Raw genomic sequence first — 19870 nt, 5'->3', positions numbered from 1 at the left:
TTGAGATCCTTGCATGTTCCTCAGTATTTTCGACATGTTCAAAATCGGCATTGGCCCATCCTCATCGCATACGATGGGGCCGATGACCGCGGCCGTTCGCTTCCTCGACCTGTTGCGCGGCAGCGCCGCACGTGCCTCCAAAGGCGGCGCGCCTGCGCGCCTGCGCGTAACCCTTCATGGGTCGCTCGCCTTTACCGGCAAGGGACATGCAACCGACCGCGCCGTGGCCCTCGGGCTGATCGGCTATACCCCGGCCGGCATCGTGCCCGGCGAAGCGGATCAGCGCCTGGCTGAGCTCCACACCAGCAAGACGGTGCAGCCGGAAGGGCTGCCGGCGCTGAGCTTCGATCCGCAGAAGGACATTGTGTTTGATTTCGGGCCGTCGCTGCCCGGGCATTCGAATGGTCTCGTCTTCGAGGCGTTTGACGCCACAGGGCGATCCTGCCTGCGCGAGGTGTTCTACTCCATCGGCGGTGGTTTCGTCGTGACCGAGGCGGAGCTCAACAATCCCAAGGCAGGTGGGGGCGAGGCGAATGACGTCACCCGTTTGTATCCGTTCGATAGCGCGGCCGCCATGTTGGAGATGGCGCAACAAAGTGGCAAGTCGATCGCCGAGATGAAGCGCGAAAATGAGTTGCGGACAATGTCGTCGGCGGAACTGCAGCGCGGGCTGGCAGGCATCTGGTCGACCATGAACAGCTGCATCGAACGCGGCCTGATCCAGCAGGGCGAGTTGCCTGGAGGCCTCCATGTAAAGCGGCGCGCCCGGGCCATACGCGAACAGCTCGAACTGGAGCGCGGTACGAACCGCGCGCAGCCGCATGTTACGTCAGACTGGCTCAGTGTCTATGCCATGGCTGTCAATGAGGAGAACGCTGCCGGCGGCAAGGTCGTGACAGCGCCGACCAATGGCGCGGCGGGCGTGGTACCTGCCGTCATCAGATACTATCTCGATCATTGCTTTGGTGCCGACCCGGCGCGGGTGGAGGAGTTCCTGCTGACGTCGGCGGCGATCGGCGGCATCATCAAGCACAATGCGTCGATCTCCGGTGCCGAAGCCGGGTGTCAGGGCGAAGTCGGTTCCGCAGCCGCCATGGCCGCGGCCGGGCTCTGTGCGGTCCTCGGCGGGACCCCAGCCCAGGTCGAGAACGCCGCGGAGATTGCGCTTGAACATCATCTCGGCATGACATGCGACCCCGCGGCCGGGCTGGTGCAAGTGCCCTGCATTGAACGCAACGGGATCGGCGCAATCAAGGCGGTCGCCGCGGCCTCACTCGCATTGCGGGGTGACGGTTCGCATTTCATGCCGCTCGACAATTGCATCGAGGCCATGCGCCAGACGGGCGAGGAAATGAACACGAAGTTCAAGGAAACCAGCCTGGGCGGCCTCGCCGTCAATCTGCCGGAGTGCTGAAATCAGCCGAGGTGACGGGCGTGTGCCGGGCGCAGGCGTTGGAGGGTCGGCGGCAGATTTGCAGCGAGCCAGGCCATGATCTGCGATCGCCGGCGGAAGTAGAAGATGCCGGCGCCGATGATGCCGAGTCCCACCGCGGAGAGGGCAATCGGGAAGAGCAGGGAGTCGGCAAAGACCTCGTCGGCGAGATAGCCGAGATAGCAGGCAACGCCGATGGCACCAAAGACCGCGTAGACGCGACGCATCAGGAAGACTGCCAGAAGGATCAGCGCAATGTTGATCAGGCAGTAAATGGCCTTCGCAACTTCGCTGTCACTGTCATGTGCTGTCAGGCCACCCCAGAAGGCGACGACTCCGCAAAGATGTAACCAGAAGGCGAAGTCACCGGCCGGCCATTTCCTGAGATCCAGCGCACAGGCTGCGACCATCAGCGCGAGGCCGAACCACATGGAGACATCCTCCCGGATCTGCCAGCTCCAGTTATCCCCACCAAAGAACCAGGCCGCGAGATCCATCGACAGGAACCACAGGGCAATCGCGATGATCGCTGCGATGCAAGGGAAGGGGTAGAAGCGGATGGCGACCAACCCCACGACGATCGTGCCGATCTCCATATAGACCCAACTCGCGTTGATCCAGTCGTAGAAGGCGCCATAGGCTGCTGGTTCTTCGAACCCCGTGGGCCATAGATCGAAGGATGCTTGAACGCCGAAGATAGCAAGTGGGGTCATGCTGACGGCCACGGCGATCAGAAGGCCGGCGGGGGCACGCAGGCCTGGGCGGTTCCACAGCAGATGGGCCAGCGTGCCTGCAATGGCCGCATAGATCAGGGCCGTGATGGTAAGGGCCTTGCCGCCCATTGCGTCGAAGGCGAGGGTCGTGAACAGGCCCATGGCACCGATGATGATGAGCGCGCCCGCGTACCAGAGAATATGCGAAGAATCGAAGCGCGTCGGCCTGGCGGGGCCCTCTCGCGTCGACAGAAAAGCCAGCAACCGATCTACCTGGCCGCGCTCAAGGATGTTGGCGGCAACTGCCGCGTTGAGGTCGTTGTCATCTATCAGGCGCATGGCCGGTTTGCCTCATGATTGAATACTGATCGAGTCGCGCCGTCCTTTCGGGAGTATTACGCGCAAGGGTGAAGTTGTCGACACGGCTATTGGATCGCAAAGGGAGCCGGGCAGTCTTGCAGGACTGCCCAGCTGAGTGAGGCCTGGTTCTGGGAGGCGGGTGCCACCGCGGAGGACAATGGCATCCGGTAAGTGACCGACGAACCAGTCATGCCCGCAGCTGGGCGATCATGACGGAGTTGGTTGTCGAGCCGCGTTCATTTGAACGTATCGCCGCCGCGTGGACAATCGAGCCTTCCTTGTGCGGCAAACAGGAAATCTCGTTTGTTGCAGCGATGATCCGGTACGCCTCGAATCAGATGAACCGAAGTTCCTGGCCAATGCCCAGTCTTGCAGCCTTGGTCAGCAAGGCATGACCGAGGGCAATATCGCTGAGGCTGAGACCGCGATGCCAGAAGAGGTTGGTTTCTCCAGCGCTTTGGCGACCCGGCTTCAGGCCGGCGACAATCTGTCCGAGTTCGGCATGCAGGTTAGCCTCGGTCAGGCGATCGCTGTCGACATGCTGGCGGAGGGCGCCGAACGGCAACCCTTTGCGACACTGGCCCCAATCGTCAACAACGATCTTGTCCATGATATCGGTGAGGGAGAGTTCGACGGCGCTCATCGTGCCGTAAGGAACCACCAGGGCGCCGCGTTTGATCCATTCGGTTTTCAACATCGGCTGGGGCCTTGGCAAGCGAGATGCTTCCACGACGATATCGGCATCGCGGATACAGGATTCCCAATCCGTCGTGACGGTGATCTTCTTGCCGAGATCCTCGGCCAGTCTCGCTGCAAACGCCTCGCGGCTCTCGGGGCGTCGGGAATGTACGCGGATTTCGTCAAAATCGAACAGCCGATCCAGCAATCGCACGTTCCAATAGGCCGTGCCACGGGCACCGATATGACCCAGAATTCTGGCTGTCCTGGGTGCAAGGTGCTTGGCGCCCAGGGCTGTGATGGCACCGGTCCGCATGTCGGTGATGGCTGTGGCATCAAGAATTGCCTTCGGCATTCCCGTCTCTGGATCAAACAGGTTGAGGACCGCCATTTCCGAGGGAAGGCCTCGTTCGAAGTTGCCGACGAAATCGCCCACCACCTTTACACCGGCGAGGCCCAGAGGTTTGACGACACCGCGCAGGACGTTGAAATGGCCCTTGGCGGAATCTTCCGGGACCAAATGCACGCGCGGTTCGATCACGGTCTCTTTGTTGCCTTGGGCGTGCAAGCTATCTTCGACAGCCGCCAGAATCTCGTCGTCCGTGAGGGCAAGCCTTGCCACATCCTCGCCGTTGAGGAATTTGATGAAGATTGGCTTGGTCGCGGTCATCTCTCTGCCCTCGATTTCAATCGGCTAAGCTCACTACTTCGCCTTGGCGATCAGTAGATCGGCGCCAACTGAAAAGATATCCGGTTCCTGCACATCGGCGCCATAGGCGGCGCGGAACGCTTTGGGGTTTTTCTCGCGCTGTGCCAAAAAGAGCTCAGGCAGCGCCTGATAGGTGAACTTTGCCACCTCCTGGGACGATATCCAGCCATCGCGCGGATCGACATCGCCTTTGCCCTTCAGGGCCTGGTCGACGAGATAAGTAAGGAAGCCGGCGCCGAGTTCGGCACTCTCGGGGGCCAATTGGTCGCGCCTCGTGGCCGTCAGGACCTGAATGCCGGAACTGCGCAGGCCGTTGGTAAGGAAGCGCTTCTGGAAAGAAGTGACGGCGTAGAAGTTTTCGACCGTGCCACCCGAATAGCAGGCATCGATGATGACGAAGATCCGTTGTGCCCCCGATTTCTCCAGGGCGGCGCGGATTTCGGTAGCGGAAATCCAGCTGTCCGGATCATCTGCCGTCGCATCACTGGGCAGGAAGTACCAGTCGCTCTCATCGGTGATGCCGTGGCCGGATAGAAAGAGAATGACCGAATCCTCGGATTTCGCCGCTTTTAGGCTTTCGAGGGATGCCAGCACCTGCGCGCGCGTCGCCCGGGCGTCGGTCAGATCGGTACTGGCGATATCAGTGAAGAGCCCTTGAGAGTAGGCCGTGATTGCCGTTTTCACGCGGCCTGCATCGTTGGCAGCGACCTTCAGCTGATATTCCTTGGGCAGCCGTGAATAGGTTGAAACGCCGATAGTGATGAGATTGAGGCGGCCCTGGCGAGGATCGCCGGTGAAGATCTGCCTCATTTCGGCCTGTTCACCCGGATTGTCATAGGAACCGGTGGCAACTGCCTGGAAGATGTTCGGGCCGGGCACCGGCCAGACATTGTAGCCGACAACGCGCACATGTTTGCCATCGATCTCGGCATCCTTCTGTTCCAGGATGGCGCCGACATCGACAATCTTGCCGTTGTGATAAAGGCGGACGTCCTTGATGCCGCCGCCCTGATCGGTGGCGATCACCATCAACTGGTAGGCCTTGTCACCGGCAAGTTCGGTCGAAATCGCTTCGACCTCAACCTTCGGCGGCATTGGAAACTTCTCCACCGGATTGCCAGGTATCGTTCGCAGGTCGCGCTGATCATGGTCGAGAACCGCAGATAACATGCCGGGATCCGCGAAGGCCTGCGTGAGGGAGGTGATCGGGAAGTTGGATTTTTTGACCGCCCAGGCGATACCGCGCAGGCCACTGCTGGAGCCGTCGAAGCGCCCTTGACGATCGACCAGTGCCCAGCCTTGCGCCGAGATGAAGATTGAAAGCACCATTTCCTTGGTGACGGTGTCGAACACCTGTAACGCACCACCGGCGTCGATCACGATGACCTTGGCGGCCGCCTCGTCATAGATGAGGCCGATCGGTGCCGTTTTCAGGTCGGCTATCTTGTGTGTGATTTTTCCTGACTTCAGCTCAACCAGATCAAGTGACTTGTCGGCGCGGAGGACCACGGCACTGCCGCCGGTCATGCCGATATCGGCATGCTTAAGATTGCCGATATCGGCCGCAGGTGATGTCGCACCGACGACCAGGAGCGCGCCATGGTCGCCGATCGCCGTTGCCTTCTGGCCATTCTGCGTGAGATGCAGCGATTCCGGCGATTGCCCAAGCGCGCCTTTGAGAGCGGTTGGCTTGCCAGTTGCGCTGTCGAGGACAAGGATTTCCCCGCCTTCATCGGCCATGGCGATGAACTTGCCGTCAGCGGAAACGGCGAGCTTCAAGATAGCCCTGGCTGTGCTGGTTACCTGCCAGGCGAGCTTGTTGCCATCAAGTTGCCAGGCGGAGATGTCTCCTTTCGCCGTTGCCACAAAGGCCAAGGAATCATCCGGGCTCGTTGCCAACGCCGTTACCGCGGATTGTCCCGGCAAGGTACCGAACGGCTTGCCGCTCTGTGGGTCGATCAGCTTCACACTGCCATCGTCCGCGCCCACCAGGAATGTCATCCCGCTCGCCGAAGGGGCGAAGACAGCACCCTTGACGGTTTTGATCACCGCCTGCTGGCTGCCAGCCTGGAGATTCCAGAGGCGAAAGGCACCGTCGCTGCCAAGGAGTGCGAAGCTGTTGCCACCGGTGCCCACGGCCACATCGGTCAGCTTGAGAAGTGGTGTGCTGATTTTCAGCTGCGCCTGCGCATAGAGCACATTCTCAAAGAGATTGCCGCTGATGGCATCGAACACGGCGTCCTGGGCGCGGGCGGATTGACCGGGCAGGCTGCCCGCGAGCAGAAGACCGACTGGAAGCAACCTCGCTATGCCGCGCAGACCAGTTGAAAAGGCGATCATGGCTGCCAAATCCTCCGCTTGATAACCATCCCCCAAGAAAAGAGGGGCGCGCCCGCCAAAACGAGCAACGCCCCCCAATATATCATCCCTGGAACCTGAAGATCAGAAGCGGGCCTTGAACTCCACCTGGCCGCCGATCTGATTGGTTTCCTGGTTGACCACTTCGGCGCGTACCCCGGCGCCGAGCGAGAGCCAGTCATTTACGCGGCCGCGGACACCGCCCGACAGGTAGAGGAAGTCGGTGTCGCCTTCGTCCACTTCCGGCACGTTCTCCGGCCAGACATGCTCATATTGCACGCCCAGATAGGGGACGAAGGGATCGAGATTGTAGCCGACTTCGGCCGACGCGACGGCGGTATGCGCATCGCTGTCATCGTCGCCTTCGGCTTCAAAGTCGAGGAGCTCGGTGTAGGAATAGCGCCAACCCGCCTTGCCCTTCAAAATGAAGTCACCGACCGGGGCCGCTGCGTTGAGGGCCAGTTCACCGGAGAAGGTCTGGCTGTCGGAATCGACGTCCTCGGTATCGTCCGCCGTGCTCTTGCCGTCGCTATAGGCATAGGAGAAGAGACCGGTGGCGAAGAAATAGTCGGCAAAGCGATAGGCGACATAGGGCGAGACCGTGAAGGTGTCGCTGTAGAAGTCCGCATCCGGTCCACCATCGATGATGTCGATATCGGTCGCCGAATTGGCATAGGCGCCAGAGATGCCGAGGAAGAACGAATCGCCAAAGCGGTGATCGATGCCGAATGGAACAGTCCACAAATCGGTGTCGAACTCGCTGCCGGCTTCCTCGATCAAGCTGTCATTGTCGCTGGTGATGTTGGCGTAGCTGGGAGTCAGCCAGACGCTGTTCGAGTAACCGGTGTCGGGCATGCCTTCCATATCGGAGGTCACGTCATCACCGATGCGCTTTGAAATCGCGTCGGTGACACGACGGCTGACTTCGTCACGGATCTTCTTTTCGATTTCATCGTCGGCCAGGGCAAGCTTGCCCGTGGCCCCGCTGAGGATGGTGGCCGCCAGGATCAGCCGCAGAGTAGAGCGCGGGGTCATCCGAAGTGATTTTGCAAAAAACGCCATAATCGTCCCTCACACAGAAAAATTAGTGTTCCCCCGGAGGGAGTTAGGCCCCCTTTGTCCGGATAGTGCCATTTTGTACAACTGGTCGAATAGCGCTTCTAGCGGCCCTCGCCAAGAGCGTCAACTCGACCTTGTGACGTCAGTCACAAACCGGGAGCCTTTCCATAGCGCCTAACTTGCCCGCGTGCTTATGATGCCCTGAGAAGCCCGATCCGGGAAGCTAAGAAGATGCTAAAATGGTAAACAACTTTAGTAAAATCATACACTTGACTGGTGGTTTCGCGTCGGCAGCCAGCATCCTGTTTCTAGCTGCCACGGCAGCAGCGGCGGCGCCGCGGCCGGTCGCGATCGTCGAAGACTCACCACGAGTCGAGGGCAAGTTTCAGGCTTTCGACTTGGTAAGTGAGGGCGAGACGGTTCAGCTTGGCGCCGGCGAGACGATCGTCCTCGGCTACCTCAAATCTTGTCTTCGCCAGACCATCACAGGGGGCGTCGTGATCATTGGCGCCAGTGAATCCCAGGTTTCCGGTGGCAAGGTCAGCAGTGAGAAGACGGAGTGCGCGGTCAACAAGCTGGCTCTTGCCCAGGATGAGTCGCAGCAAAGCGCCACCATCGCCTTCCGCGGCAAGATCAAGCACATCCATACCCGCCAGCCGATCATTCTCGCCTCGAAGAGCCCCGGTGTCACGATCGAGCCCATTGATGGCGGCGACGTGTGGCGGATTGTGCCGGAGAATGGTCGCGTCGATTTCCAGGCCATGAAGCTCGAAATGCAGCCGGGAAGGAGCTATCGGGTCGTGGGCACCACCCAGACGGTGATCGTCGAGGTTGACGCCGAAGCGACCGCGGCCAAGACTGGGCTCCTTGAGCGGGTTGTGATTGTCGATCCCGAGACTGAAGCGGCAGATTGACCCACGCGCGCGAACGAACGGAATAGCGAGGCGGCTTGCGGGGGCGGCGGAACGTCATTTTGGCCATGGCCGCGGCTGCGCTCATCAGCGCGGCCTCATTCTGGTCCTGGGGTATCGCGCTTGATCGTTGGTCGATCGATCTGCTGCATCTGGTTCATGTCCGCATCTGGGGCCCGCCGCCGGTCAGCGACCAGATCGCAATTCTCGCCATCGATGAGGAGACCTACCGGGATCCGCGATTCAGGGATTTGCCGCAGGCCCTCTGGACACCACAGTTGGGAGCGGTCCTCGATTCCGTCCTCGATGCGGAGCCAAAGGTCATTGGGGTCGACATTATCATCGGCACGACCGCAGACAGCATTGCGCCGGGTTATGATCGGCCCTGGTTCAAGGCGTTGCAGCGAGGGGCCAGGAGCGACCGAATCGTCCTTGGCTTTACGCAGCATCAGATCGAGCCAATTCGCCCGACACAGCAACAGCGCTCGGCGGTCGGCGACTCCTTCGGTTTCGTCAATCAGAGCCCTGTCAATCTGAGCACCGACAGCGATGGCGTCAGTCGGCGGATGCCGCTGTCTCTGGCCTTGCCCGATGGTTCACGGATACTGGGTCTGGCGGCGGAGCTTTACCGGAGAGCCAGTGGCCAGGCACCTGACGCCATTTCCAGCGCAGCGCCCTTGCTGTTGAATTTTGCCGCGGCGTCCAGAGCACCTCTCTATTCCGTCGCCGATCTCCTTGCCTGCGCTGATTCCGGCAATGCGGACTTCTTCAAACAGCAGTTTGCCGGAAAGGTGATCCTGCTTGGCGGCATTCTGGATGTCGAAGACCGCAAGCTGACGTCGGGCAGGTTTGCGACGTTGCCCGAGGGCCAGGACAGTGGACCTCGCTGCAGCGGTTCTGCCGATGCGACCAAATTCTCGGGTAGGTCGCGTGATACGATCCCCGGTGTCCTGATCCACGCTGCAGCCGTTGACAATCTGCTCAACAATCGCGGTTTGCACGAAGTGCCCACCATTGCACGCCTCCTGCTGCTTTTCCTTTGCAGCCTTGCTTCGACGCTGATTTTTGTGCTGCTGAAGCCGCGACGGGCTTTGCCTTTGTGGAGTCTGCTGGTGTTGCTGTGGAGCACGGCCGCGACGATCGCTTTCGCTCAGTATTGGGTTATTCCACTGGTCACGGGCCTGGTTGCCATGTCGTTGGCAGCGCCCACCGGCATCGCCTTGCGCATGGGCAGCATGGACCGGGCGCGGCGGCAATTGCGCCAGGCGTTCTCGCTCTATCTGCCGCGCAGTGAGGTCGACCGGTTGGTGCGGGAAGAGAAGCTGCCGGCCCTGGGTGGCGAATTGCGCGATGTCACCATCCTGTTTTCGGATATCGCCTCCTATTCGACGCTGTCGGAACGTGTGGCACCGGGACCGCTGGTTGACGAACTCAACCGCTATTTCGGGCGCATGACCGATATCGTTCAGGCTCATGGCGGATTTGTCGATAAGTTCATCGGCGATGGCGTCCTGGCCATTTTCGGCGCGCCGCTCGCGCGCGAGAACTCATCCGCCGATGCCGTGCGGGCCAGTCTTGCCATGATCAAGTCGCTGCAGGATGAGCCGTTGTTCATTGGTGGTGATGGCCGCATCGCCATCCGCATCGGCCTGCATCGCGGCGAGGCCATCGTCGGTAATATTGGGTCATCGCAGCGGTTCAATTACACGGTGATGGGCGATGCCGTGAACGTGGCGTCACGCCTCGAGGGTGTTGGCAAGCATTACGGTATCCCGATCGTCGTCAGCGAACAGGTGCAGGAGGCCGCGGCCGAGGAGTTTGCGTTCCGCGAGCTGGATTTCATTCGCGTCGTGGGACGTGACCAGCCGGTGCGGCTCTATCAGCCGCTGGAGCCGCTGGATGCCCAGGCGCTTGACCTCCCCGGCTTTGCATCAGCCTTGGCGCTCTGGCGCAAGGGGTCGTTCGAGGAGGCCGCCCTGGCATTCTCCGCTCTGGCGGCGCGGGGTGATACGCTGGCCGCCCGCTATGTCGGGTGGGCACAAAGTTATGCCAGGACGCCGATGAGCGACTGGGAAGGCGTCATTCAACAAGGATCGAAATAGGATGCAGGATCTTCGCGGCAAATGCGTATTGGTGACAGGCGGCGGAACCGGGATTGGTGCTGCCATATCGCGCGGATTCGCTGCCGCCGGCGCCAAGATCGTGGTCCACTACCATGCCGGCAAGGACGCCGCTGAGACACTTGTGCGGCAGATTGGCGGGCAGGGCGGGCATGCAGTTGCCCTGGGCGCGGATCTCACCGCCCCAAACGCCGCCAACGATCTGCTGGCGAGGACCGTGGGCAAGCTTGGCGGCCTCGACATCCTTGTCAACAATGCCGGCGGCATGGTCGGCCGGCGACCTCTCGCCGAGATTGACGATGCCTTCATCGCTGAGGTCTTCGATCTCAACGTCCGGTCCATGGTGCATTGCTGCCGCGCGGCGTTGCCGCATCTCACCGCCCGTGGCAAGGCCGCCATCATCAACGTCAGTTCCGTGTCGGCGCGTACCGGTGGCAGTCCCGGCTCCAGCATCTACAGCGGTGCCAAGGGCTTCGTTTCGACCTTCACGCGCTCGTTGGCGCGGGAGCTGGCCCCGAACGGCATTCGGGTGAATGCCGTATCGCCCGGGACGATTCACACCGACTTCCATGTGCGGCATTCGACGCCGGACAAACTGGAAGCGACGCGCAAGACCATTCCGCTACAGAAACTGGGTACGGCCGAGGATTGCGCCGGCACGGTTCTTTATCTGGCTTCCGACAACCTGTCCGGCTACGTCACCGGACAGGTTATCGAGGTAAATGGTGGCCAGTTGATGGCCTAGACCTTGGCGATCTTCACCCAGGCGGCATTGCGCAGCGATGATTTCACCGCTGCTTCGATAAAGGCAACGCCACGTGCGCCGTCGATCGCCGTTGGGAAAATCACTGCGGCGTCCGGCCGGCGCCGGATCCTGGCAGCGCGGATCGCTGCTGCCACCTCACCATAGATATTGGCAAAGCCCTCGAGATAGCCCTCGGGATGTCCCGGCGGTACGCGAGTCACGCGGGCCGCAGCCGCGTTGGCAGAGCCGGTTGCGCGCGACAGCACCTGCGTTGGTTTGCCGAAAGGCGACCATCGCAATTGGTTGGGATGTTCCTGATGCCATTCCAACCCGCCCTTGGTGCCATAGACGCGCAGCTTCAGATTGTTTTCATTGCCGGGACTGACCTGGCTGGTCCACAGCATCCCGCGGGCACCACCGCGGAAGCGCAGAAGGATATGGGCATTGTCGTCCAGCTTCCTGCCCGGTACGAAGGAAGTGAGGGCGGCGGCGAGGGAATCCAGCTGCAGACCGGTGACGAAACACGCAAGGTCATATGCATGGGTGCCGACATCGCCGATTGACCCACCGGCGCCGGATTGCTTCGGATCGGATCGCCAAAGAGCCTGCTTCTGACCCGTGGCTTCCAGCTTTTCGGTGAGCCAGTCCTGCGGGTACTCGACCTGTACGACGCGCAAAGTGCCGAGATCGCCCTCCGCCACCATCTGCTGAGCGTGGCGCACCATGGGATAGCCGGTATAGTTATAGGTAACAGCCAGAATGCGCCGCGCCTTCCTGGCGCGCTTCCTGAGGTCGAGCGCATCCTTGAGCGTCGTTGTCATCGGCTTGTCGCAGATGACATGGATGCCGGCATCGAGAAAGGCCCGCGCTGCCGGGGCATGAAGATGATTTGGCGTCACAATGGCGACGGCCTCGATTCCGTCCTCGCGCCCGGCCTCCTTCAGCGCCATTGTCTCGAAATCCGGATAGGCGCGATCCTTGGCAATGCCCAAGGCAGCGGCGGACCGCTTGGACTTCGCCGGGGTGGAGGAGAGCGCGCCCGCAACCAGCTCATACTGATCGTCCATGCGCGCGGCGAGACGATGCACGGCGCCGATAAAGGCGCCCTCGCCACCACCTACCATGCCAAGCCTGATGCGATCCTTGCCGCCCCTGTCTTTACTGCCTTCAATGGCCATTTCCTGCCCTCCCTCAGATGCCGAGCATGCGGCGATTGGCGGCCTTGTCGGCGCCACCACCAGCGAAATCGTCAAAGGCCTTCTCGGTGACGCGAATGATGTGGTCGCGAATGAAGATGGCGCCCTCCTTGGCGCCGTCCTCGGGATGCTTCAGGCAGCATTCCCATTCCAGAACGGCCCAGCCTTTGAAGCCATACTGAGCGAATTTGGAGAAGATGCCCTTGAAGTCGACCTGGCCGTCGCCCAATGAACGGAAGCGACCGGCACGGTTGACCCAGCTCTGATAGCCGCCATAGACACCCTGGCGCCCGGTCGGGTTGAATTCGGCATCCTTCACGTGGAACATCTTGATGCGCTCGTGATAGATGTCGATGTATTCCAGATAGTCGAGGCACTGCAGAATGAAGTGCGACGGATCGTAGAGAATGTTGCAGCGCGGATGGTTCTTCACCCGTTCTAGGAACATCTCGAAGGTGACGCCGTCGTGCAAATCTTCACCGGGATGGATTTCATAGCAGACGTCGACGCCAGCCTTGTCGAATGCATTCAGGATCGGCAACCAGCGTTTGGCCAGTTCCTCGAACGCGGTATCCGTGAGTCCCTTCGGCCGCTGCGGCCACGGATACATGAACGGCCATTCGAGAGCACCCGAGAAGGTGACATGAGCCGTAAGCCCCAGGTTCTGCGATGCCTTGGCGGCCAGCATCATCTGATCGACGGCCCATTTCTGTCGCGCCTTCGGATTGCCACGCACCTTGGGTGGCGCAAAGCCGTCAAAGGCCTGGTCATAGGCTGGATGCACCGCGACGAGCTGCCCCTGCAAGTGGGTCGACAGTTCCGTGATGGTGATGCCATGCTTGGCGGCGGTGCCCTTCAGCTCGTCGCAATAGGTCTTTGATTTTGCGGCCTTCGCGAGGTCGATCATGCGGCCGTCCCAACTGGGCACCTGCACTCCCCTGAAGCCGAGGCCGGCGGCCCATTTGCAGATACTGTCGAAGGAGTTAAACGGCGGTTTGTCTCCGGCAAACTGCGCCAGGAAAATTGCGGGTCCCTTGATATTGGTAAGTGCCATGTTCATTTCTCCCGATTGCTGCGCCTTGTAGCGGATGGCGCGTTGCTTGTTGCTGGCGATTGGACGAAGTCAAGTCGTTGCGATCTCCTTCAAGCGTGGATAGGCTATGCGGTAGCGAGCGTATGCAGCCTCATAGCTGTCCCGCAGGTCTGCCTTGGGCGTGAAAATGGCGGCGCGTTGCGGCGGCCGGCAAACGGTCATTGGGTCTTCGCCAGTAGCCGCCATGCGCCCAAGGCGTGCCGCGCCGAAGGCGCTGCTGACTTCAGCGCCGGTTACCTGCGACAAGGGCAGATCGAGCACGTTGGCGAGGATCGACAGCCAGAGTGGCGAACGTGCGCCACCGCCGATGACGTCGGCGCCCTTGATTGTCGTGCCCGCTGACGCCAGCGCATTCAGGCAGTCCTTGAGGGCAAAGGCGACGCCCTCCATGACGGATTGAATGAGCGTTGACCGATCCGTCTGGTGAGAAAGGCCGATGAATGCACCCCGGATGTTCGCGTCATTGTGCGGTGTTCGATCACCTGAGAGATAGGGCAGGAACAGGGTATCGCTGGGTCGGCTGACGGTGTCATCCACTTCCCTCATCAGCTCTGCTTCATCGACACCAAGGGTCGTGGCCAACCAGCTAAGGCAAGACGCGGCCGAGAGAATGACTCCCATCTGGTGCCAGGTATTGGGGAGGCAATGACAGAAGGCGTGGACGGCTTCACCCGGGTTGGGCGCGAAGCCGGCGGTTGTTGCCCACAATACGCCGGAAGTGCCCAGTGAGATGAATGCATCGCCGGGTCGCACGGCTCCCAGGCCGACGGCACCGGCCGCGTTGTCGCCGGCGCCGCCGGCCAGGATGGGTGGTGTCATCATGCCCCATCGCTGTGCCAGATCGGACCTCAGGCGCCCTGTTGGCATGGTGCCTTCAACGAGGCGCGGCATCTGCCGGCGTGACAGCCCTGTCGCGTCGAGTGCTGCATCGGACCAGTCGCGCCTGGCGACGTCGAGCCAGAGCGTACCCGACGCGTCGGACATGTCTTCAACATTCTCGCCGGTGAGGCGCAGGCGCAGATAGGTCTTCGGCAGCAGGACTCTGGCTATCGCGGCGAATATCTCCGGCTCGTGCTTCCTGATCCAGAGTAGTTTGGGCGCGGTAAAGCCCGGCATGGCGGCATTGCCGGTTACCTCCCGTAGTGCCGGCCAAGCCGCCTCAAGTTCGGCACATTCAGTTGTGGCGCGTCCATCATTCCAGAGAATGCAGGGGCGCAGGACGCGGTCCTGCGCGTCGAGCAAGATGGCGCCGTGCATCTGCCCGGAGAGGCCGATCCCGGTAACCGATGCCATGGCGCCAGGAGCCGTACCGGCCAGTTGGTCCAGGGCCGTCAAGGTCGCCTTCCACCAGGATTCCGGATTCTGTTCCGAATGGGTGGGTGCGGGTCGGCTGGTTGTCAGGGCGTCGCTCGTCGTGGCGACTACCCGATCGTCTTCATCGATGAGAATGCACTTGACCGACGAGGTGCCGAGGTCAATGCCGATGAACATGGCATCCCTCAGACATCATGGCAGATTGTCCCGCAGGAAAATATCGATCCGAATGCGCTCCTGGTCGTCGATCATCGGTTGGCCGCTGCAGTGCGCGAGAAGTACCCTGGCGGCGGATCGTGCCTCGTGGCCGGAATCCTGATTGATCACGGCATCCATGCTGCCCTGTATGAGGTAGCTGCGTGAAAATTCCGTGAGCTCGTGGCCGATGAAAAGGATCTGGTACTCCTTGCCGGCAGCCACCAAAGCCTCGACGATGCCACGGGTACCTGCCCCGATGCTGTAAATGCCGATAAGGTCAGCATGGTCGCGCAACAGCGTCGTGGTGAGTTCCCGGCACCGGACCGCATCGTCATGGCCCTCAAGGGTGGGCAGGGGTGACAGATCGGCAAACTCTGCGGCAATTACTTGCTGGAAGCCGAACAGCCGGTCAGCATGGTCGCGCAGGGCGAGGCTGCCGGCGATCACACCGACAGATCCTCGGCTACCTTTCGAGAATCGTCCAAGGAGAGTGCCTGCGGTACGACCTGCGGCCGCGTTGTCGATGCCGACAAAGCGGTGGCGTCGCGAGGTCGGCGCATCCGACACCAGTGTGACGACGACCATGCCGCTTTCGACGAGTTCATCGATGGCATCACGGACCATCGGATGGTCGAGGGCGACGATGGCGGCGCCGTGGTATCGACCGACGAGGCCACGCAAGGTCGCCGCCAGCGTTTGTGGATCGAACACATTTACACGCAGCAGATCGCCGAACGCGTTCTGATCATCCAGCCAATCCAGCGAACGCTGAACCTGATTTGCCAGCTGGGCCATGAAGGTGTTGGTGCCGGTCGGGAGGACGAAGCAGAAATTGAACCGGATCCCGCGGGCGAGGCGAACCGCCGCCGGGTCCGGCCGGTAGCCGAGTTTCACCAGTGCCTGCTCGACACGTTCCACCGTACGTGCACTGACGCCGGGGCGACGATTAAAAACCCGGTCGACCGTCGCGAGGCTCACCTGGGCGACTTCTGCGACATCAACAAGAGTAGGGCGGCGAGGGTGATCCATCATCGCTGCACGGTGGCTGGAAAGAATGAGGTGCGCAACGCAAAAAATGAGGGATTCTATCGACGAGGTGCTCGGATTCGCATATACAGCATGTTTATAAAGTTTAGTACTTCCGTTCAGTAAAAAAGTGAGCGGATGGGAAGTTCGCCAGTGCAGCACAAGAATCACCCTGAATGTTGCGGTGCGGCGAACTTAAAGTGCGGAGTGGTATGAAACACTGCCGTAAATTACGCTGTGCCGCGCATTTCGAGACTTGTGATGTTTAGTGAGTTGGCATACTACTTAACACCACGCGGCGGCCTCTCGATACCTCATCGATCGGCTGAGGCGGAGATCCATCAAGAAGAAATGCCCGAAAGCGCGGGGAGCGCGGACGGGATCCTCAAGGCTAATAGTTCGAATGGACGGGCCTCGAGAAAATGGACGCAACAATGGGAGGAAAGTGGAATGAAAAAGTTCCTTGCGGGTGCAGGCGCGCTGGCCACAGCCATCGCCTTTGCGCCTATTTCGGACGCCAAGGCTGATACGTTGACACTCTGCTGGGCCGCCTGGGATCCGGCCAACGCGCTGGTCGAACTCTCCAAGGATTTTACCACCCAGACCGGCACTGAAATGAAATTCGAGTTCGTGCCCTGGCCGAACTTCGCCGATCGCATGCTCAACGAGCTCAATTCCGGTGGCAAGCTTTGCGATCTGCTGATCGGCGACTCGCAGTGGATCGGTGGGTCGGCCGAGAACGGCTACTATGTGAAGCTGAATGATTTCTTCGACAAAGAAGGAATCAAGATGTCGGACTTCGCGCCAGCGACCGTCTATGCCTACTCGACCTGGCCGAAGGGCACGCCGAACTATTGGGCTCTGCCGGCCATGGGCGATGCCAATGGCTGGTTCTATCGCAAGGATTGGTTCGAAAATGCCGATCTGCAGGCGGAATACAAGGCCAAGTACAATCGTGATCTCGCGCCACCGAAAACCTGGGTGGAACTGAAGGAAACCGCGGAGTTCTTCCAGGGCCGCGAGATCGACGGCAAGAAGGTCTATGGCGCAGCGATCTTCACCGAACGTGCCTCGGAAGGCATCACGATGGGCGCTACTTCCGCGCTTTATCCCTATGGCTTCAAATACGAGAACACGCCGGGCAAGTATGATATGGAAGGCGCCGTCAACTCAGCCGACGCCGTAGCCGGACTGGAGATGTACAAGGCCATCTACAAGTGCTGCACCCCTCCGGGCTACACGGACAGCTATATGGGTGAAGGTCTCGACGCGTTCAAATCGGGCCAGGTTGCCATGATGATGAACTGGTTTGCGTTCATGCCCGGCATGGCCAAGGATGAAACGGTCGGCTCGAAAACCGGCTTCTTCGTCAACCCCAGTGCGAAGGTCGCCGCGTCGACGCTCGGCGGTCAAGGTATCTCGGTTGTTGCCAACACTGACAATATGGACGGCGCGCTTGCCTACATCAAATGGTTCGCCCAGCCGGACGTGCAGAAGAAGTGGTGGTCGCTTGGTGGCTATGCTTGCCACAATGACGTGCTGAACGACCCGAGCTTCAAGGATTCACAGCCCTTTGCGGCCCAGTTCCTTGAAGCCATGGGCGGCGTCCAGGATTTCTGGCAGGAGCCGTCCTATGCCCAGCTGCTTCAGGCCATGCAAAAGCGCATGCATGACTATGTCGTGGCGGACCAGGGCACCGCGAAAGAGGCCCTTGACGGTCTGATCCAGGATTGGACGGGGATCTTCAAGGAAGAAGGCAAGCTCTAACCAACCTTCCTGAGTGCGAAGGCGTCTCCGGCGATTGCGTCGGAGACGCCCCTTCTTCCAGAGAGACACATGCCCAATATTGACACCATCGCACATCGCGCAGCTGCAGCGACGCCACAGGGAGTCGCCAGAAAGGTGCGTGGATTATCCGATCGATCCATCGCCTGGCTGTTTGTTGCGCCGACGATGCTTCTCCTGCTGGCCATCAACATCTTCCCGTTGATCTGGACGGTATATCTCTCGTTCACCAACTATGCGTCGAACCGGCCCAACCGGCCGGTGATCAATGTTGGCCTCAAATGGTATCGGGATATTCTGAGCTCACCCGAGATCTGGGCGGCGATGCAAGCTACGGCCCATTTCGTTTTCTGGACGATCCTGTTCCAGACGATCATCGGGTTCGGTCTGGCTTATCTTGTCGACCGCAAATTTCGCGGCCATGCCTTCTGGACGACGATTATCCTCATTCCGATGATGCTTTCGCCCGCCGTCGTCGGCAACTTCTGGAAGTTCCTGTATCAGCCGCAGATCGGTCTGTTCAATTACGTTGTCTCATTTTTCACCGGCCTTCCGCCGTCTTCTTTCGAAATGCTTGGATCGGTGACCCTGGCCCCCTGGGCGATTGTCATCGTCGACACCTGGATGTGGACACCCTATGTCATGCTGATCTGCCTTGCCGGGCTCCGCTCCATTCCGGACTACATCCTCGAAGCGGCCGAGGTCGACCGTGCCTCGCGCTGGCGGCAATTCTGGTCGATCACGCTGCCGATGGCCCTGCCGTTCATTATGCTGGCCGTGTTGTTCCGCGGCATCGAAAATTTCAAGATGTTTGACATGGTCATGCTGCTGACGGGCGGGGGCCCTGGTTCAACCACGGAGCTTGCCTCTATCACGCTCAAGCGCGCGGCTTTCGAGGCTTACCGGACGGGATACTCCTCGGCCTTTGCCATCATCCTGTTTGTCGTGGTCTTTGGCCTCGCCAATGTCTATGTGAAGGCCCTCAACAAGGTGAAGCAAAGATGAGCGGCGCCTCAACCACGGCACATTCGGTCGTCGAGCCATCGGCAACCTCAAAGCGGGTCGCCGGGCTACTCGTCATACTCTATGCGCTCATCTCAATGGCGCCGCTGGCCTGGATCTTTGCGACCGGGTGGAAGACGCCACCGGATTCGATCTCCTATCCGCCAAAGGTCGTGTTCGAGCCGTCCCTGGAGGGCTACTGCAACCTCTTTACGACGCGCACGCGCCAAACGAACGAGTACATCGAGGCCCTCGGTCCGCCCCAAGGTGCGTGTGACGAGGTGACACGGCGTCGTGAGATGGTGATCGCCGGTCAATCAAACTACGTGCCGCGCTTCATCAATTCGCTGATCATTGCCTTTGGATCGACATTCCTCGCAGTGTCGCTGGGCATCTTCTCCGCCTATGCCTTCTCGCGCTTCAAGATTCCGCTGGCCGACGACCTTCTGTTCTTCATCCTGTCCACGCGCATGATGCCGCCGATCGCCGTGGCAATCCCCATATATCTGATGTACCGGGAACTGGGGCTCTCCGATTCAGCCCTTGGCATGATCTTGCTCTATACGGCCGTGAACGTCTCGCTCGCGGTGTGGCTGCTAAAGGGCTTCATAGACGAGATTCCGCGCGAGTATGAGGAAGCGGCCATGATCGATGGCTACACGCGACTCCATGCCTTCTTCAAAGTCGTGTTGCCCCAGGCGGCGACGGGTATCGCCGCGACCGCCATCTTCTGCATGATCTTTGCCTGGAACGAGTATGCCTTTGCCGTCCTGCTCACGTCTGGCGAAGCGCAGACGGCACCCCCCTTCATTCCGACCATCATCGGCGAAGGTGGCATGGATTGGCCCGCAGTTGGTGCCGGCACAACCTTGTTCCTGATACCGATTGTTGTTTTCACGATTGTGCTGCGCAAGCATCTGCTGCGGGGCATCACATTCGGGGCGGTGCGGAAATGAGCATGAAGCCAGACATCGGGGGGCAGGCGCGTCCTAAACGAAATTGGCCGAGCTGGGCACGACGTGGCCTGATGGAGAATATCGCGATTGCCTTCATTCTCCTTGGCGTCTTCATGCTGGTGCAGCCATTCTCGATCTCGCTCTACGGCTGGTCATTTGTCACGGTGCTCGTCGGCATTGTGATGTTTACCGTCGTCAGCAAGTTCCCGGAGTAG

General features: G+C 60.4%; 16 protein-coding genes. 8 read left to right on the top strand and 8 right to left on the bottom strand.

The window, feature by feature from the left end:
• Window positions 1-13 precede the first annotated feature (13 nt).
• Entirely contained in the window at window positions 14-1414 is a 1401-nt protein-coding gene (locus tag IPK59_05030) for an L-serine ammonia-lyase (GenBank protein ID MBK8158157.1), read from the top strand.
• Between the two features lie 2 nt (window positions 1415-1416).
• Here the strand turns inward: IPK59_05030 and IPK59_05025 are convergent, their stop codons facing one another.
• The 4 genes from IPK59_05025 to IPK59_05010 all read right to left on the bottom strand — a co-directional run bounded on the left by IPK59_05025 (window position 1417) and on the right by IPK59_05010 (window position 7285).
• Window positions 1417-2484, bottom strand: a complete 1068-nt coding sequence (locus IPK59_05025) for a hypothetical protein (GenBank protein ID MBK8158156.1) — start codon at window positions 2482-2484, stop codon at window positions 1417-1419.
• Between the two features lie 355 nt (window positions 2485-2839).
• Window positions 2840-3853 (bottom strand): ornithine cyclodeaminase family protein, encoded by a 1014-nt coding sequence (locus IPK59_05020; protein ID MBK8158155.1) that lies wholly within the window; start codon window positions 3851-3853, stop codon window positions 2840-2842.
• 33 nt (window positions 3854-3886) lie between these two features.
• Window positions 3887-6232, bottom strand: a complete 2346-nt coding sequence (locus IPK59_05015; protein MBK8158154.1) for a caspase family protein — start codon at window positions 6230-6232, stop codon at window positions 3887-3889.
• 102 nt (window positions 6233-6334) lie between these two features.
• Complete coding sequence (locus IPK59_05010) at window positions 6335-7285, bottom strand: autotransporter outer membrane beta-barrel domain-containing protein (GenBank protein MBK8158153.1); 951 nt, start codon at window positions 7283-7285, stop codon at window positions 6335-6337.
• A 293-nt stretch (window positions 7286-7578) separates the two neighbouring features.
• Here IPK59_05010 and IPK59_05005 point away from each other — a divergent pair, with 293 nt between their 5' ends.
• The 3 genes from IPK59_05005 (at window position 7579) to IPK59_04995 (ending at window position 11085) form a co-directional block, all read left to right on the top strand.
• Window positions 7579-8223: a hypothetical protein gene (locus IPK59_05005; GenBank protein ID MBK8158152.1), complete on the top strand. Its 645-nt coding sequence runs from the start codon at window positions 7579-7581 to the stop codon at window positions 8221-8223.
• Between the two features lie 65 nt (window positions 8224-8288).
• Entirely contained in the window at window positions 8289-10322 is a 2034-nt protein-coding gene (locus tag IPK59_05000) for an adenylate/guanylate cyclase domain-containing protein (protein MBK8158151.1), read from the top strand.
• Between the two features lies 1 nt (window position 10323).
• Window positions 10324-11085, top strand: a complete 762-nt coding sequence (locus tag IPK59_04995) for a glucose 1-dehydrogenase (GenBank protein MBK8158150.1) — start codon at window positions 10324-10326, stop codon at window positions 11083-11085.
• Here IPK59_04995 and IPK59_04990 read toward each other — a convergent pair.
• The 4 genes from IPK59_04990 to IPK59_04975 form a co-directional block, all read right to left on the bottom strand.
• Window positions 11082-12263 (bottom strand): Gfo/Idh/MocA family oxidoreductase, encoded by a 1182-nt coding sequence (locus IPK59_04990; GenBank protein MBK8158149.1) that lies wholly within the window; start codon window positions 12261-12263, stop codon window positions 11082-11084. The two genes, IPK59_04995 and IPK59_04990, sit on opposite strands and share 4 nt — an antisense overlap.
• 13 nt (window positions 12264-12276) lie before the next feature.
• Complete coding sequence (locus IPK59_04985; protein ID MBK8158148.1) at window positions 12277-13335, bottom strand: sugar phosphate isomerase/epimerase; 1059 nt, start codon at window positions 13333-13335, stop codon at window positions 12277-12279.
• A 69-nt stretch (window positions 13336-13404) separates the two neighbouring features.
• Window positions 13405-14865: a xylulokinase gene (gene xylB / locus IPK59_04980; protein ID MBK8158147.1), complete on the bottom strand. Its 1461-nt coding sequence runs from the start codon at window positions 14863-14865 to the stop codon at window positions 13405-13407.
• A gap of 15 nt (window positions 14866-14880) precedes the next feature.
• Window positions 14881-15918, bottom strand: coding sequence for a LacI family DNA-binding transcriptional regulator (locus IPK59_04975; protein ID MBK8158146.1), 1038 nt, complete (start codon window positions 15916-15918; stop codon window positions 14881-14883).
• Window positions 15919-16362: 444 nt separating this feature from the next.
• Here IPK59_04975 and IPK59_04970 point away from each other — a divergent pair, with 444 nt between their 5' ends.
• The 4 genes from IPK59_04970 (at window position 16363) to IPK59_04955 (ending at window position 19870) form a co-directional block, all read left to right on the top strand.
• Window positions 16363-17679, top strand: coding sequence for an extracellular solute-binding protein (locus IPK59_04970; GenBank protein MBK8158145.1), 1317 nt, complete (start codon window positions 16363-16365; stop codon window positions 17677-17679).
• A gap of 69 nt (window positions 17680-17748) precedes the next feature.
• Complete coding sequence (locus IPK59_04965; protein MBK8158144.1) at window positions 17749-18702, top strand: sugar ABC transporter permease; 954 nt, start codon at window positions 17749-17751, stop codon at window positions 18700-18702.
• Complete coding sequence (locus IPK59_04960; GenBank protein MBK8158143.1) at window positions 18699-19655, top strand: carbohydrate ABC transporter permease; 957 nt, start codon at window positions 18699-18701, stop codon at window positions 19653-19655. The genes IPK59_04965 and IPK59_04960 overlap by 4 nt, the downstream gene beginning before the upstream one ends.
• Before the next feature lie 2 nt (window positions 19656-19657).
• Complete coding sequence (locus tag IPK59_04955) at window positions 19658-19870, top strand: hypothetical protein (GenBank protein ID MBK8158142.1); 213 nt, start codon at window positions 19658-19660, stop codon at window positions 19868-19870.

Source organism: Rhodospirillaceae bacterium, from assembly GCA_016712715.1.
Classification (GTDB): Bacteria; Pseudomonadota; Alphaproteobacteria; order Dongiales; family Dongiaceae; genus Dongia.
The sequence above is the reverse complement of the archived record's forward strand: the minus strand, read 5'-3'. Positions and strand labels throughout refer to the sequence as shown.